The 14,923-nt window shown below is 61.4% G+C and carries 11 protein-coding genes; 8 read left to right on the forward strand and 3 right to left on the reverse strand.

What is annotated here, in order from left to right; genetic code table 11:
- Window positions 1–89: 89 nt before the first annotated feature.
- Window positions 90–2,552, forward strand: coding sequence for a penicillin-binding protein 1A (locus tag C9383_RS17020; RefSeq protein WP_413037841.1), 2,463 nt, complete (start codon window positions 90–92; stop codon window positions 2,550–2,552).
- A gap of 213 nt (window positions 2,553–2,765) precedes the next feature.
- On the opposite strand, the gene C9383_RS17025 is transcribed toward C9383_RS17020, so the two are convergent.
- The 3 genes from C9383_RS17025 to rpmE form a co-directional block, all read right to left on the reverse strand.
- On the reverse strand, window positions 2,766–4,034 hold the full coding sequence (locus C9383_RS17025; protein ID WP_060755208.1) for a malic enzyme-like NAD(P)-binding protein: 1,269 nt from the start codon (window positions 4,032–4,034) through the stop codon (window positions 2,766–2,768).
- Between the two features lie 181 nt (window positions 4,035–4,215).
- Complete coding sequence (locus C9383_RS17030) at window positions 4,216–5,010, reverse strand: thermonuclease family protein (protein WP_090367277.1); 795 nt, start codon at window positions 5,008–5,010, stop codon at window positions 4,216–4,218.
- Window positions 5,011–5,045: 35 nt separating this feature from the next.
- The gene (gene rpmE / locus C9383_RS17035) at window positions 5,046–5,264 is read right to left on the reverse strand and encodes a 50S ribosomal protein L31 (RefSeq protein ID WP_010213765.1); all 219 of its coding nucleotides are present in this window, start codon (window positions 5,262–5,264) and stop codon (window positions 5,046–5,048) included.
- 217 nt (window positions 5,265–5,481) lie between these two features.
- Between rpmE and C9383_RS17040 the strand changes: the two genes are divergently transcribed.
- The 7 genes from C9383_RS17040 to phaC all read left to right on the forward strand — a co-directional run bounded on the left by C9383_RS17040 (window position 5,482) and on the right by phaC (window position 14,871).
- Window positions 5,482–7,701, forward strand: coding sequence for a primosomal protein N' (locus C9383_RS17040; RefSeq protein ID WP_090367279.1), 2,220 nt, complete (start codon window positions 5,482–5,484; stop codon window positions 7,699–7,701).
- Window positions 7,702–7,830: 129 nt separating this feature from the next.
- Window positions 7,831–9,567, forward strand: a complete 1,737-nt coding sequence (gene argS, locus C9383_RS17045) for an arginine--tRNA ligase (protein ID WP_090367281.1) — start codon at window positions 7,831–7,833, stop codon at window positions 9,565–9,567.
- 1 nt (window position 9,568) lies between these two features.
- Window positions 9,569–10,270 carry an SPOR domain-containing protein gene (locus tag C9383_RS17050; RefSeq protein ID WP_016972721.1) on the forward strand — a complete coding sequence of 234 codons (702 nt, stop codon included), beginning with the start codon at window positions 9,569–9,571 and terminating at the stop codon, window positions 10,268–10,270.
- Between the two features lie 241 nt (window positions 10,271–10,511).
- Window positions 10,512–11,042, forward strand: coding sequence for an ATP-dependent protease subunit HslV (hslV, locus tag C9383_RS17055; RefSeq protein WP_003171209.1), 531 nt, complete (start codon window positions 10,512–10,514; stop codon window positions 11,040–11,042).
- Between the two features lie 37 nt (window positions 11,043–11,079).
- Window positions 11,080–12,417 (forward strand): ATP-dependent protease ATPase subunit HslU, encoded by a 1,338-nt coding sequence (hslU, locus tag C9383_RS17060; protein WP_090367283.1) that lies wholly within the window; start codon window positions 11,080–11,082, stop codon window positions 12,415–12,417.
- Window positions 12,418–12,565: 148 nt separating this feature from the next.
- Window positions 12,566–12,943 carry a gamma-butyrobetaine hydroxylase family protein gene (locus C9383_RS17065; protein WP_053253945.1) on the forward strand — a complete coding sequence of 126 codons (378 nt, stop codon included), beginning with the start codon at window positions 12,566–12,568 and terminating at the stop codon, window positions 12,941–12,943.
- Window positions 12,944–13,191: 248 nt separating this feature from the next.
- Window positions 13,192–14,871 carry a class II poly(R)-hydroxyalkanoic acid synthase gene (gene phaC / locus C9383_RS17070; RefSeq protein WP_090367286.1) on the forward strand — a complete coding sequence of 560 codons (1,680 nt, stop codon included), beginning with the start codon at window positions 13,192–13,194 and terminating at the stop codon, window positions 14,869–14,871.
- Window positions 14,872–14,923 lie beyond the last annotated feature (52 nt).

The raw sequence follows: 14,923 nt of genomic DNA on the forward strand, positions 1-14,923 counted from the left end.
TTTTTATCTGCAGCTCGGGTCGATCCATCGTTTGCCATGCATGCCCCGACGCGTAACCCATTCTTTTCTCTGGAAATCCAAAAGCCTTGATTCGTCTGCTGAAGTTTTTCGGGTACTCCATTGTCGCGATCGTCTGCGGGCTGCTGCTCGTACTCAGCGGTGCCTACCTCTACCTTAGTCCGGGTTTGCCCTCCGTAGAGGCGCTCAGAAGTATCCAGTTGCAGATTCCTTTGCGGGTCTACAGCAGCGATGAAAAACTGATCGCGGAGTTCGGCGAAATGCGCCGCACCCCCATCCGTTTCGCCGACATTCCACCCAATTTCATCAGCGCGCTGCTGTCGGCGGAAGACGATAATTTCGCCAACCACTACGGTGTCGACCCCAGCAGCTTGGTACGTGCGGCCACACAGCTGGTCAAAAGCGGACACATTCAATCCGGTGGCAGCACCATCACCATGCAGGTGGCGAAGAACTTCTTCCTTACCAGCGAGCGCAGTTTTTCGCGCAAGGCCACCGAGATCCTGCTGGCCCTGCAAATCGAACGTCAGTTGACCAAGGACGAGATCCTCGAGCTGTACGTCAACAAGATCTACCTGGGCAACCGTGCCTACGGGATCGAGGCGGCTTCCCAGGTCTACTACGGCAAGTCGATTCGTGACGCCAGCCTGGCGCAGATGGCCATGATTGCCGGCCTGCCGAAGGCCCCGTCGCGCTTCAACCCTCTGGCCAACCCGGCGCGCAGCAAAGAGCGTCGCGACTGGATCCTGGGCCGCATGTACAAGCTGGGCAAGATCGACCAGGCCGCTTACGAAAGTGCCGTGGCCGAGCCGCTGAACGCCAGTTACCACGTGCCGACGCCGGAAGTGAACGCTCCGTACATCGCCGAAATGGCCCGTGCCGAAATGGTCGGCCGTTATGGCAGCGACGCGTATACCGAAGGTTTCCGCGTCACCACGACCGTGCCGAGCAACCTGCAGGAAATCGCCAACCAGTCGGTACATGAGGGCCTGATCACCTACGATCAACGTCACGGCTACCGTGGCCCCGAGTCGCGCCTGCCCGGCAAGACCCTGAGTGCCTGGACCGCAGAATTGGGCAAGCAACGCACGATCAGCGGCCTGGAGCCGGCCATCGTCACTCAGGTGAAGAAAGATGGCGTGCAAGTCCTGACGCGCACCGGCGAAGCACATGTGGCGTGGGACAGCATGAAGTGGGCGCGCCCGTTCCTGAACACCAACAGCATGGGCCCGATGCCCAAGCAACCGTCGGACGTGGCTCAGGTGGGTGACTTGATCCGCGTGCTACGCCAGAAGGATGACAGCCTCAAGTTCAGCCAGGTGCCGGTGGCGCAAGGCGCGCTGGTGTCCCTGGACCCGCAGAACGGTGCAATCCGCGCCCTGGTCGGCGGCTTTGCCTTCGAGCAGAGCAACTACAACCGTGCCACTCAGGCCAAGCGCCAGCCAGGTTCGAGCTTCAAGCCATTTATCTACAGCGCCGCGCTGGACAACGGCTACACCGCCGCCAGCCTGGTCAACGATGCACCGATCGTGTTCGTCGACGAGTACCTGGACAAGGTCTGGCGCCCGAAGAACGACACCAATACCTTCCTCGGCCCGATCCGCGTGCGCGAGGCGTTGTACAAGTCGCGTAACCTGGTGTCGATCCGCCTGCTGCAGGCAATGGGCGTCGGCAAGACGATCGACTACATCACGCGCTTTGGCTTCAACAAATCGGACCTGCCACCTAACCTGTCCCTGGCCCTGGGCACCGCCACGCTCACGCCAATGGAGATCGCCACCGGCTGGAGCACCTTTGCCAACGGTGGCTACAAGATCACGCCGTACCTGATCGACAAGGTCGAAAGCCGCAATGGCGACACCCTTTTCACTGCCAACCCACCACGCGTGCCGGGTGATGTCGTCAATGGCGTGGCTGCCCCGGACGGCATCGCGGCCCCCGGCAATGGCGGTATCACCATCGAGCCAACCCCAGGTGCTGCGCCCGTCGCCAGCACTGCGGCACCGGCCGAACCTCAGGCACCTGCCGTTGCGCCGCGCGTGGTGGATGGCCGCACCACCTACATCCTCAACAGCATCCTTGAGGACGTGATCAAGAAGGGCACCGGCCGTCGTGCGCTGGCCTTGGGCCGTGCGGATCTTGCGGGCAAGACCGGTACCACCAACGAATCCAAGGACGCCTGGTTCTCAGGCTACAACGCTGATTACGTGACCACCGTGTGGACGGGCTATGACCAGCCGGAAAGCCTGGGCCGCCGTGAGTTCGGCGGTACCGTGGCGCTGCCGATCTGGATGAGCTACATGGGCGCCGCCTTGAAGGACAAGCCGTTGCACACTCAAGCCGAACCGGAAGGCATCCTCAGCCTGCGGATCGATCCGATCAGCGGCCGTGCGGCCTCGCCTAGCACGCCGAATGCGTACTTCGAACTGTTCAAGAGCGAAGACACGCCGCCGTCGGTCAACGAGCTGGGTAATGGCGTCGCCCCAGGCAGCCCACTGCCGGCGGATGAAGGCGCGCCGATCGATCTGTTCTGACCCATGAGGGGCTGGCCATAAAGACTCTGTAGGAGCGAGCTTGCTCGCGAAAAACTCATAGACGCCGCGTTTATTCAGGCAACACGCGCAATCGTTGACGTTTTTCGCGAGCAAGCTCGTTCCTACAAACGGCGACTTACACCTCCACCTTTGAGCCACAAAAAAGCCCCGACTCGCGAGAGCCGGGGCTTTTTGTTCGTGCGCTACAACGGCTTAGCCGTTGAACACATCATCCACGCTTTTGAGCGGGTAGTGCTTCGGATACGGCAGGGTTGCCACGCCAGTCTCGATGGCGGCCTTGGCCACGGCATCGGAGATCAGGGTGATCAGGCGCTTATCCATTGGCTTGGGAATGATGTACTCACGGCCGAATTCCAACTTGATGCCGCCGTAGGCGTCACACACTTCCTGAGGTACCGGCAGCTTGGCCAGTTCACGCAGGGCGTTGGCAGCAGCCACTTTCATCTCTTCGTTGATGCGCTTGGCGCGAACGTCCAGGGCACCACGGAAGATGAACGGGAAACCCAGTACGTTGTTGACCTGGTTCGGGTAGTCCGAACGACCGGTAGCCATGATCACGTCGTTACGGGTGGCGTGCGCCAGTTCCGGGGAGATTTCCGGGTCCGGGTTGGAGCAGGCGAACACGATCGGGTTGGCCGCCATGGACTTCAGGCCTTCGGCGCTCAGCAGGTTCGGGCCGGACAGGCCAACGAACACGTCTGCACCGTTCAGGGCGTCAGCCAGGGTACGTTTGTCGGTAGCGTGGGCAAACATCGCCTTGTACTGGTTCAGGTCGGTACGCTCGGACTGAACCACGCCCTTGCTGTCGACCATGAAGATGTTTTCCAGCTTGGCGCCCATGCTCACCAGCAACTTCATGCAGGAGATGGCCGCAGCGCCGGCGCCCAGGCAAACGATCTTGGCATCAGCCAGGGTCTTGCCGGCGATTTCCAGGGCGTTGATCATGCCGGCCGCGGTAACGATCGCGGTGCCGTGCTGGTCATCGTGGAATACCGGGATGTCACATTGCTCGATCAGGGCCTTTTCGATCTCAAAGCACTCAGGTGCCTTGATGTCTTCCAGGTTGATGCCACCGAACGTGATGGAAATGCGCTTAACGGTGTCGATGAAAGCCTGTGGGCTTTCGGAATCGACTTCGATGTCGAAAACGTCGATGCCGGCGAAGCGCTTGAACAGCACGCCCTTACCTTCCATGACTGGCTTGGAAGCCAATGGGCCGAGGTTACCCAGGCCAAGAATCGCGGTGCCATCGGAAATCACTGCAACCAGGTTGCCTTTGCCGGTGTACTTGTACGCCAGTTCGGGATCGCGGGCGATTTCACGTACGGGCTCGGCAACACCTGGGCTGTAGGCCAGCGAAAGGTCGCGGGCGGTGGCAGTGGCTTTGGTGAGCTCTACACTCAGCTTTCCTGGACGAGGATGGGCATGATATTCGAGAGCGGCAGTTTTCAAATCAGACATATCGGCATTCCGCTTTTACTGTTGGTCGACGGACCGCCGAGGATACTCGTGTCGTAAAGCCCCTACAAGACTGGGCAGTCACAGGTGTCAAGGGCCGTACGCTACGACTTTCGGCCAAGAGCCACGGGATACAAGGGCTTAACTGTTCACAATTGACATTAAAAATGTCTACAATTTTTTCTCAAGATGCCAATTTGAACATGCTGGGGTCAGTCAAGGGTAGAAGCCAGCGCGCCTGGCTGCCTTTCACTGCACCGCGCCTGGAGCGATCCTGCACCCAACCCCGCGCCTCGATGCTCCGGCCTTGCAGACCATTGAGCAGGGCACTATCGAACTGATGGGCTTGATCAGGTGCAATGCGTAATACCAGTGCACCCTGTAATTCAATCCAGATTCCGCCGCGATTGCGCTCAATCTTGCTCACCCGGCCGCTGACCAGGGCAAAGCCGGATCGCCTGAGTTGCGTTACCGATTGCACGGGTGATTGCCGCCATAGGCCCAGCCGCGCCCGTCGGGCGGCGTCTTCGGCGGCTTGCTGGCAAGCGACCAGATCGGTGTTGGGCGCCACACCGACTTGAAACCCAAGCCCCTCGGCCAGTAACTGCGCCTCCAGGTTCTCACCGTCGGCACCATAGAGGTGAGCCAGGGCCCGCCCATAACGGTCTTTGCTATCGCGCCCCGCCACCAGACCGACTCGCCCGCCACTGGCCGTCACCAATGCCTGCAAGCGCTGGCGCGCGGCGACGGCAAGAGGTTCGTCGGTGCGGCCTCGCTTGCCGGTCTCCGGCGTATTGAGGCCGATCATGCGTACACGGCGACCATCCTTGAGGTGCACCGTATCGCCATCCACCACGCGCTGCACTTCGACTTGGGCCAGCGACGTCGGCGCCGGGCAGTGGGCCTCGGCCTGCGCGGCCGAAAGCCAAATCCCGGGCACAAAAAAGGCGCCCACAAGGGACGCCTTTTTCATCAGCATGGAAAAACCGTAACGGCTTCCCAAGTTGATCGGCCTTAGGCCTTTTTGGCACCGAAAGCACCAAAGCGATCTGCGAAGCGCTGTACACGGCCGCCGGTGTCCAGAGTCTTCTGCTTACCGGTGTAGAACGGGTGGCACTCGTTGCATACGTCAGTACCCAGTGGCTTGCACAGGTTCGAACGGGTTTCGAACTTGTTGCCGCAGCTGCAGGTAACTTCGATGGTTTCGTAAGCTGGATGGATATCGGCTTTCATGGCACTTCCTCGGGCTAGCGTGCCGCCACTCGACAACTATTGTCGAATACCGCACGTAATTAGGCCGCGGATTGTACCAGACCTTTTTAATCGCGCAAGCGGTGCCGGTGGCGCAAGCCGCCCTTTCATCAGAAAACCATCGGCTACCCCAAGCCCTCGCCTGTCTGCTAGGCTCCCGCACCTGCGCCACCGCCTGCCTTTATATGAGACTCCCCGCGTGCCCGACGCCATTTTGCGCCTAGCCCTGCCCTCGCCCCTGCGCCGCCTGTTCGACTACCGGGCCCCGGCCGGCGTCTCACGTGCGCAGTTGCAGCCAGGCATGCGCGTGCGCGTACCGTTCGGGCGGCGGGAAATGATCGGGATCCTGGTGGAAATCGCCGACCACAGTGAAGTCCCCGCCGAAAAGCTCAAGCCGGCGCTGGCCATCCTCGACGCCACTGCCCCACTGCCGCCCGCGCTGTTCAAGCTGTGCCTGTGGACCGCCCAGTACTACCAACACAGCCTCGGCGATACCTTGAACTGGGCGCTGCCGGTGTTGCTGCGCCAAGGCGAACTGGCGGAGGCTCGCCAGGAACGCTTCTGGTCGATAGTCCCCGGCGCACGCCTCGACGACCCGCGCATCGCCCGCGCGCCGCGTCAGCGTGAGGCCCTGGCCACGCTGGCCCAGCATCCCCATGGGGTGGCGCATCCGTTACTGAGCAAGCTGATGCTCAGCAAAGACAGCCTCGACCTGCTGCTGGCCAAGGGCCTGGTGCAAGTGGAAATCCGCAAGCACGCCCCCGACCCACGCCATGAGCACTGGCTGGCCCAGCCCGAACTGCCGCTGAACACTGAACAACGGGCGGCTTATGAAGCCATTCGTGCAGGCTTTGACAGTTTCCACGCATTCCTGCTGGCCGGCGTCACCGGCAGCGGCAAGACCGAAGTCTATTTGCAGTTGATCCGCGAAACCCTGCAAGCCGGCAAACAGGCCCTGGTGTTGATCCCCGAGATCAACCTCGGCCCGCAAACCCTGGCGCGTTTCGAACAGCGCTTCAACGCCCGTATCGCCCTGGTGCACTCGGCAGTCAATGACCGTGAGCGCCTGGAGTCCTGGCTGGCTGCGCGCGACGGCGAGGCCGACATCATTATCGGCACCCGCTCGGCGCTGTTCACGCCGATGAAAAACCCCGGGTTGATCATCATCGACGAGGAGCATGACGGTTCCTATAAACAGCAGGAAGGCTTGCGCTATCACGCCCGCGACCTCGCGCTGGTGCGAGCACGCCAGGAAGACATTCCTATCGTGCTGGGTTCCGCCACGCCCTCACTGGAGAGCCTGCACAACGCTTACACCGGCCGTTATGGCCTGCTGCGCCTCAACGAGCGCGCCGGTGGCGCCAAACAACCGCGCTTCCTGCGCCTGGACGTAAAAAGCCGGCCGCTGGACAGCGGCATTTCCGGGCCGATGCAACAAGCCATCGGCCAGACACTCGCCGCCGGCCAGCAAGTTCTGGTATTTCTCAACCGGCGGGGCTTTGCGCCGACCCTGCTGTGCCACGATTGCGGCTGGATGTCCGAGTGCGAGCGCTGCGATGCACGCATGACCGTGCACCAGCGCTACGGCGAGCTGCGCTGCCACCACTGCGGCCACGTGGAACGGGTGCCGCGCCACTGCCCCCAGTGCGGCAAGGTGGACCTGCGCCCGGTGGGCGCCGGCACCGAGCGCGCCGAGGAACGCCTGGGGATTCTGTTCCCGGATTACCCGGTGCTGCGGGTCGACCGCGACAGCACCTCGCGTAAAGACGCCATGAACCAGCTGTTCGCCACCATCCAGAAGGGCCAGCCGTGCATCCTGATCGGCACTCAGATGCTCGCCAAGGGGCATCACTTTCCACGGGTGACGCTGGTGTCGATCCTGGATGCCGATGGCGGGCTGTTCTCCGGCGACTTCCGCGCCAGTGAGCGCATGGCGCAGTTGATCGTACAAGTCGCAGGCCGGGCCGGGCGCGCCGAAGAGCCAGGCAAGGTGATTATCCAGACCCACTTGGCCGACCATCCGCTGCTGATCCAGCTGACGGAAGAAGGTTACTTTGCCTTCGCCGAACAGGCGCTCAGCGAACGCCGCGCCGCCGGCCTGCCGCCGTTCGCCCACCTGGCCTTGCTGCGGGCTGAAGCACACAAGCCGGGCCAGGCCGAAGGTTTTCTCGATGAGGCGTGCAGCCTCGCCGAACGTTTATTGGGCGAGCTGGGTCTGACCGGCATCGAATTGCTCGGCCCGGTGCCAGCCCCCATGGAACGCCGCGCCGGGCGCTATCGCGCCCAGCTACTCTTGCAGGCGACGTCCCGCGCGCCCCTGCATCGGCTATTAAGTAGCTGGTTGCTTGCCCTGGAGCAAATGCCCAGTGGCCGGCAAGTGCGATGGTCGTTGGATGTGGACCCGGTAGATTTGTATTGAAGCCCCTGCCACAGGTTAATCGTCCGTGAAGGACCTTCGAAGGTTGGCAAGCCCGCCCTCGCCACGGATAATGCCCAGTTTTTCCACCTGCGCTTCGCGCGCCGCCGCTTGCGGTCGAAAGAGAACACCATGAAAGACACCATTCGCCAGCTGATCCAACAAGCCCTCACCCAACTCGTCGACGAAGGTGTGTTGCCTGAAGGCTTGACGCCGGCGATCCAGGTGGAGAACACCCGCGACAAGACCCACGGCGACTTCGCCAGCAACATCGCGATGATGCTGTCCAAGCCCGCGGGCATGAAACCACGCGACCTGGCAGAAAAGATCATCGCCGCGCTGCCTGCCGACGAGAGTGTTACCAAGGCCGAAATCGCAGGCCCTGGCTTCATCAACTTCTTCCAGAACACCCAGGCCCTGGCCAATCGTCTCGACGCGGCACTGGCCGATGCCCACGTGGGCGCACGCAAGGCCGGCCCGGCGCAGCGCACCGTGGTCGATCTGTCGGCCCCCAACCTGGCCAAAGAGATGCATGTCGGCCACTTGCGCTCGACCATCATCGGCGACGGCGTAGCGCGGGTCCTGGAGTTTCTCGGTGATGAAGTGATTCGCCAGAACCACGTCGGCGACTGGGGCACCCAGTTCGGCATGCTGATGGCCTACCTGCAGGAAAACCCGATCACCAGCGACGAACTGTCGGACCTGGAAAACTTTTACCGCGCCGCCAAGAAGCGCTTCGACGAATCCGAAGAGTTCGCCGACCGCGCCCGCGGCCTGGTCGTCAAGCTGCAAGCCGGCGACGCCGAGTGCCTGGCACTGTGGACCCGGTTCAAGGACATCTCGCTGTCCCACTGCCAGAAGATCTACGAACTGCTCAACGTCAAGTTGACGATGGCCGACGTGATGGGCGAAAGCGCCTACAACGATGACCTGATCAACGTGGTCAACGACTTGAAGGCCGCAGGCATGCTGGTCGAAAGCAACGGTGCCCAATGTGTGTTCCTCGACGAATTCAAAAACGCCGAAGGCGAGCCGCTGCCGGTGATCATCGTCAAGGCCGATGGTGGCTACCTCTACGCCACCACCGACCTGGCTGCCGTACGCTACCGCAGCGGCAAGCTCAAGGCTGACCGTGCGCTGTACTTCGTCGACCAGCGCCAGGCCCTGCACTTCCAGCAGGTCTTCGCGGTGGCGCGCAAGGCCGGGTTCGTGACGCACCCGATGGAAATGGAACACATGGGCTTCGGCACCATGAACGGCGCCGATGGCCGCCCGTTCAAGACCCGCGACGGCGGCACCGTGAAGCTGATCGACCTGCTGACCGAAGCCCAGGAGCGTGCCTACAACCTGGTGAAAGAAAAGAACCCGGAACTGGCCGAGGCCGACCTGCGCAACATCGCCCGCGTGGTGGGCATTGGGGCGGTGAAGTACGCCGACCTGTCCAAGCACCGCACCAGCGACTACAGCTTCAACTTCGACCTGATGCTCAACTTCGAAGGCAACACCGCCCCTTACCTGCTGTATGCCTACACTCGCGTAGCCGGCGTATTCCGCAAGCTGGGCAAGGACTTCAGCGAAGTCGAAGGCCAGATCGTGCTCGCCGCGCCGCAGGAACAAGAGCTGGCTGCCAAGCTCGCGCAATTCGGTGAAGTGCTCAACAGCGTTGGCGAAAAAGGCACGCCTCACATCCTCTGCACTTACTTGTACGAAGTGGCCGGCCTGTTCTCCAGCTTCTACGAGAATTGCCCGATCCTGAGCGCCGAGGACGAAGCTCAAAAGCAAAGTCGCCTGCGCCTCGCCGCACTGGCTGGACGGACCCTCAAGCAAGGCCTGGAACTCTTGGGCCTGGAAACTCTGGAGCGTATGTAAGTTGGCTGCCAAGAAAAAACCCGCCCCCAAGCGCGGCGCCAGCCGCTACCAGGCTCCGGCGAAGAAACCTATTCCGGGTTGGCTGTGGATGGCCATCGGCCTGGCGGTCGGTGCGTTTGTCGTGATCCTGATGAAGCTGGAGCCGGGCAAAGGCGATGACGTAAAACGCGTCAAGCAAGAGCAGCAGAAGGCCACGAAAATAGCCGAAGCCAACAAGACGGCGCCGAGCCCGACCGCACCGGTGAAGCCAAAGTACGACTTCTACACGCTGCTGCCGGAATCGGAAGTGATCGTGCCGCCCGACGCCGTGCCGGAGAAAACCCTGCCGACGCCACAAGTGCCGACCACCCCGGTAACGCCGGCGGAAGCGGCGAAGATCGACACCGCACGCGCCCAGGCCGCGCTGGCCGGCATCACCCCGCCACCGCCGCCACCGGTCGCCACCACCAAGGCAGCGCCAGTGACCAAGTTCTTCCTGCAGGCGGGCTCGTTCCCGAAACAGGCGGATGCCGATCGCGTGCGTGCACAGATCATTCTGTTGGGCCAGGCGGTGACGGTAGAGTCCGGCACGGTGAAGGATGCGACCTGGTATCGCGTGCTGGTAGGCCCGTTCAGCAACCGTGAGCAACTGACCGTGGCACAGAAGCAATTGGCTGGCGCCGGGTTTAGTAACCTGCTGTTACAACAACGCCAGAGCCGCTGATCAAAAATGTGGGAGGGGGCTTGCTCCCGATAGCGGTGTATCAGTACCAGATGAGCTGGCTGATCCATTGCCATCGGGAGCAAGCCCCCTCCCACATTTGCTTTTGCGGTGTTCTCGAGTGTGTGTCAGACCAATAAACACCACTCGTCCGCCACACCCCCCTACGGTTGAAATCCTCCTCGTCACCCCCATATGAGTTTCCATCAGGGCATTTTCGCCCCGCTGCGTGGAGACTCTCCCCTTGACCACCATCGTTTCAGTACGTCGCCACGGCAAAGTCGTCATGGGCGGCGACGGCCAGGTTTCCCTGGGTAATACCGTGATGAAAGGCAATGCGAAGAAAGTGCGCCGCCTTTACCACGGCCAGGTTCTCGCAGGCTTTGCCGGCGCTACCGCCGATGCCTTCACCCTCTTCGAGCGCTTCGAAGGCCAGCTGGAAAAACACCAGGGCCATCTCGTTCGCGCCGCCGTCGAACTCGCCAAAGAATGGCGCACCGACCGCTCCCTCAGCCGCCTGGAAGCCATGCTGGCCGTTGCCAACAAAGACGCGTCCCTGATCATCACCGGTAACGGCGATGTGGTTGAGCCTGAACATGGCCTGATCGCCATGGGTTCCGGTGGCGGCTACGCCCAGGCGGCAGCCAGCGCACTGCTGAAGAAAACCGACCTGTCGGCCCGGGAAATCGTCGAAACCGCCCTGGGTATCGCCGGCGATATCTGCGTGTTCACCAACCACAACCAGACCATTGAGGAGCAGGACCTCGCCGAGTAAGCCGCAGGCTTACTTGCGCTTGAGGCCGCCAAACACTATGTCCATGACTCCCCGCGAAATCGTCCATGAACTTAACCGCCATATCATCGGCCAGGACGATGCCAAGCGCGCCGTTGCCATTGCGCTGCGTAACCGCTGGCGCCGGATGCAACTGCCCGAAGAACTGCGCGTTGAAGTAACGCCGAAGAACATCCTGATGATCGGCCCGACCGGCGTCGGTAAAACCGAGATCGCCCGTCGCCTGGCCAAGTTGGCCAACGCCCCCTTCATCAAGGTCGAAGCCACCAAGTTCACCGAAGTGGGCTATGTAGGCCGCGACGTCGAGTCGATCATTCGTGACCTGGCCGACGCGGCCTTGAAGCTGCTGCGCGAGCAGGAGATGAGCAAGGTCAGCCATCGTGCCGAAGACGCCGCCGAAGAGCGCATCCTCGACGCGCTGCTGCCGCCGGCACGCATGGGTTTCAACGAAGACGCCGCACCGGCCTCGGACTCCAACACGCGCCAGCTGTTTCGCAAGCGCCTGCGTGAAGGCCAACTGGACGACAAGGAAATCGAGATCGAAGTCGCCGAAATCTCCGGCGTCGACATCTCGGCCCCGCCTGGCATGGAAGAAATGACCAGCCAGTTGCAGAACCTGTTCGCCAATATGGGCAAGGGCAAGAAGAAAAGCCGCAAGCTCAAGGTGAAGGAAGCACTGAAACTGGTGCGCGACGAAGAAGCCGGTCGCCTGGTGAACGAGGAAGAACTCAAGGCCAAGGCCCTGGAAGCCGTCGAGCAGCACGGTATCGTGTTTATCGATGAGATCGACAAGGTGGCCAAACGCGGTAACGCCGGCGGTGTCGATGTATCCCGCGAAGGTGTACAGCGCGACCTGCTGCCGCTGATCGAAGGCTGCACCGTGAACACCAAGCTGGGCATGGTCAAGACCGACCACATCCTGTTTATCGCCTCAGGTGCTTTCCACCTGAGCAAGCCCAGCGACCTGGTGCCGGAACTGCAAGGCCGCCTGCCGATTCGCGTGGAACTCAAGGCACTGACGCCGGGCGACTTCGAACGCATTCTCAGCGAGCCGCATGCCTCGCTCACCGAGCAGTACCGTGAGTTGCTGAAAACCGAGGGCCTGGGGATCGAGTTCCAGCCGGACGGCATCAAGCGCCTGGCCGAAATCGCCTGGCAGGTCAACGAGAAGACCGAGAACATCGGTGCGCGCCGCCTGCATACGCTGCTGGAGCGTTTGCTGGAAGAAGTGTCCTTCAGTGCGGGTGACCTGGCCGGTGCGCAGAACGGCGAGCTGATCAAGATCGACGCCGACTACGTCAACAGCCACTTGGGCGAACTGGCGCAGAACGAAGACTTGTCGCGCTACATCCTGTAGACCCAGCTCAGGACTGCTTTGCTTTATTGTGGGAGGGGGCTTGCTCCCGATAGCGGTGTATCAGTATCAGATAAACTGACTGAGGCACCGCTATCGGGAGCAAGCCCCCTCCCACATTTTGAGGCCGGTTCATTCAGGATCATCTTCCATGTCCAAATTCCCGACTGCTGTAAACCTGCACAAGACCTCCAACACCCTCGGCCTCACCTACGGGCCCGATGAGGTCTATCAGTTGCCCGCCGAACTGCTGCGTACCCACTCGCCTTCCGCAGAGGTCCAGGGCCACGGCAAACCCATCCTGCAATTCGGCAAACTCAACGTGCGCCTGATCAAGGTAGAGCCGGCCGGGCAGTACGCACTGAAATTGACCTTCGATGACGGCCATGACAGCGGACTGTTCACTTGGGACTACCTCTACCAACTGGCTGTACGCCAGGAAGCACTGTGGGCTGATTATCTGGCGGAACTCAAAGCCGCCGGGAAAACCCGCGACCCGAGTGAGTCGGTCGTGCGGCTGATGCTCTAGCTCAGGCCTGCGGCTCTTTAGAGAGCATTTTCTAATTCCATCTGCTTGAATGCCCTGTCTCGTGGCCAACGATTGGCCCGCTTGCGAAAAAAATTAAACTCGGGTAACCAATGGAACTGGCAAGTTCCCTGCATTTGACGATGCGGTATCAACGGTCACCCGAGTCGCGTACCTGGCTTGTGTTGTGTATCGAAACCTGGTGCACAGCGGTACCCGGTACTCGTCTTTCGGACAATGGAGCGTCGTAGATGAGTAACAAGAACAACGATGACTTGAAACGCCAGGCCTCGGAAAACACCTTGGGGCTGAACCCGATCATCGCGTTACGCAAAAAGGATTTATTGGCCTCGGCGAAGATGGTGTTGACCCAAGCCATCAAGCAACCGTTGCACAGCGTCAAACACGTCGCCCATTTCGGCGTTGAATTGAAAAACGTGATGTTCGGCAAATCCCAACTGGCGCCCGAGAGCGACGACCGTCGCTTCAACGACCCGGCCTGGAGCCAGAACCCACTCTATAAACGCTACCTGCAAACCTACCTGGCGTGGCGCAAGGAACTGCACGACTGGATCGGTGACAGCAACCTGTCCGAACAGGACATCAGCCGCGGCCACTTCGTGATCAACCTGATGACCGAAGCCATGGCCCCCACCAACAGCGCGGCCAACCCGGCGGCGGTCAAACGCTTCTTTGAAACCGGCGGCAAAAGCCTGCTCGACGGGCTTTCCCATCTCGCCAAAGACCTGGTGCACAACGGCGGCATGCCGAGCCAGGTCAACATGGGCGCTTTCGAAGTGGGCAAGACCCTGGGTACCAGCGAAGGCGCGGTGGTGTTTCGCAACGATGTGCTGGAGCTGATCCAGTACAAGCCGATCACCGAGCAAGTGCACGAGCGCCCTCTGTTGGTGGTGCCGCCGCAGATCAACAAATTCTATGTCTTCGACTTGAGCCCGGATAAGAGCCTGGCGCGCTTTTGCCTGCGCAATGGCCAGCAGACGTTCATCGTCAGTTGGCGCAACCCGACCAAGGCCCAGCGCGAATGGGGCCTGTCCACCTACATCGAGGCGCTCAAGGAAGCGGTGGATGTGGTTACGGCGATCACCGGCAGCAAGGACGTCAACATGCTGGGCGCCTGCTCCGGCGGCATCACCTGCACCGCCCTGCTCGGCCATTACGCGGCACTGGGGGAGAAGAAGGTCAACGCCCTGACCCTGTTGGTGAGCGTGCTGGACACCACCCTGGACACCCAGGTGGCGCTGTTCGTCGACGAACAGACCCTGGAAGCGGCCAAGCGCCACTCCTACCAGGCCGGCGTGCTGGAAGGCCGCGACATGGCCAAAGTGTTTGCCTGGATGCGCCCCAATGACCTGATCTGGAATTACTGGGTCAACAACTACCTGCTGGGCAACGAGCCTCCCGTGTTCGACATCCTGTTCTGGAACAACGACACCACGCGCTTGCCCGCCGCGTTCCACGGCGACTTGATCGAACTGTTCAAGAACAACCCACTGGTGCGCGCCAACGCACTGGAAGTGTGCGGCACGCCGATTGACCTCAAGCAGGTCACCGCGGATATCTACGCACTGGCCGGCACCAACGACCACATCACACCGTGGCAGTCGTGCTACAAGTCGGCGCAGCTGTTTGGTGGCAAGGTCGAATTTGTACTGTCCAGCAGCGGGCATATCCAGAGCATCCTCAACCCGCCGGGCAACCCCAAGGCGCGCTACCAGACCAGTGACAGCCTGACCGGCAAGGCTCTGGACTGGCAGGAGAATGCCACCAAGCACACCGACTCCTGGTGGCTGCATTGGCAGGGTTGGCTGGCAGACCGGGCAGGCAAACTGAAGAAGGCCCCTACAGCGCTCGGAAATAAAACCTACGCCGCGGCGGAAGCGGCGCCGGGCACCTACGTACATGAACGCTAGATTGAAATGAGATCAAATGTGGGAGGGCGCTTGCCCCCCACATTGGCTGCAC

The organism is Pseudomonas palleroniana (genome assembly GCF_003031675.1).
GTDB classification, from domain to species: Bacteria; Pseudomonadota; Gammaproteobacteria; order Pseudomonadales; family Pseudomonadaceae; genus Aquipseudomonas; species Aquipseudomonas palleroniana.

Excerpts from the sequence above, each read along its gene's own strand:
- C9383_RS17025 (WP_060755208.1), bottom strand. The coding sequence starts at position 4,034 with ATGTCTGATTTGAAAACTGCCGCTCTCGAATATCATGCCCATCCTCGT.
- C9383_RS17030 (WP_090367277.1), bottom strand. The coding sequence starts at position 5,010 with ATGCTGATGAAAAAGGCGTCCCTTGTGGGCGCCTTTTTTGTGCCCGGG.
- rpmE (WP_010213765.1), bottom strand. The coding sequence starts at position 5,264 with ATGAAAGCCGATATCCATCCAGCTTACGAAACCATCGAAGTTACCTGC.
- argS (WP_090367281.1), top strand. The coding sequence starts at position 7,831 with ATGAAAGACACCATTCGCCAGCTGATCCAACAAGCCCTCACCCAACTC.
- hslU (WP_090367283.1), top strand. The coding sequence starts at position 11,080 with ATGTCCATGACTCCCCGCGAAATCGTCCATGAACTTAACCGCCATATC.
- C9383_RS17065 (WP_053253945.1), top strand. The coding sequence starts at position 12,566 with ATGTCCAAATTCCCGACTGCTGTAAACCTGCACAAGACCTCCAACACC.
- phaC (WP_090367286.1), top strand. The coding sequence starts at position 13,192 with ATGAGTAACAAGAACAACGATGACTTGAAACGCCAGGCCTCGGAAAAC.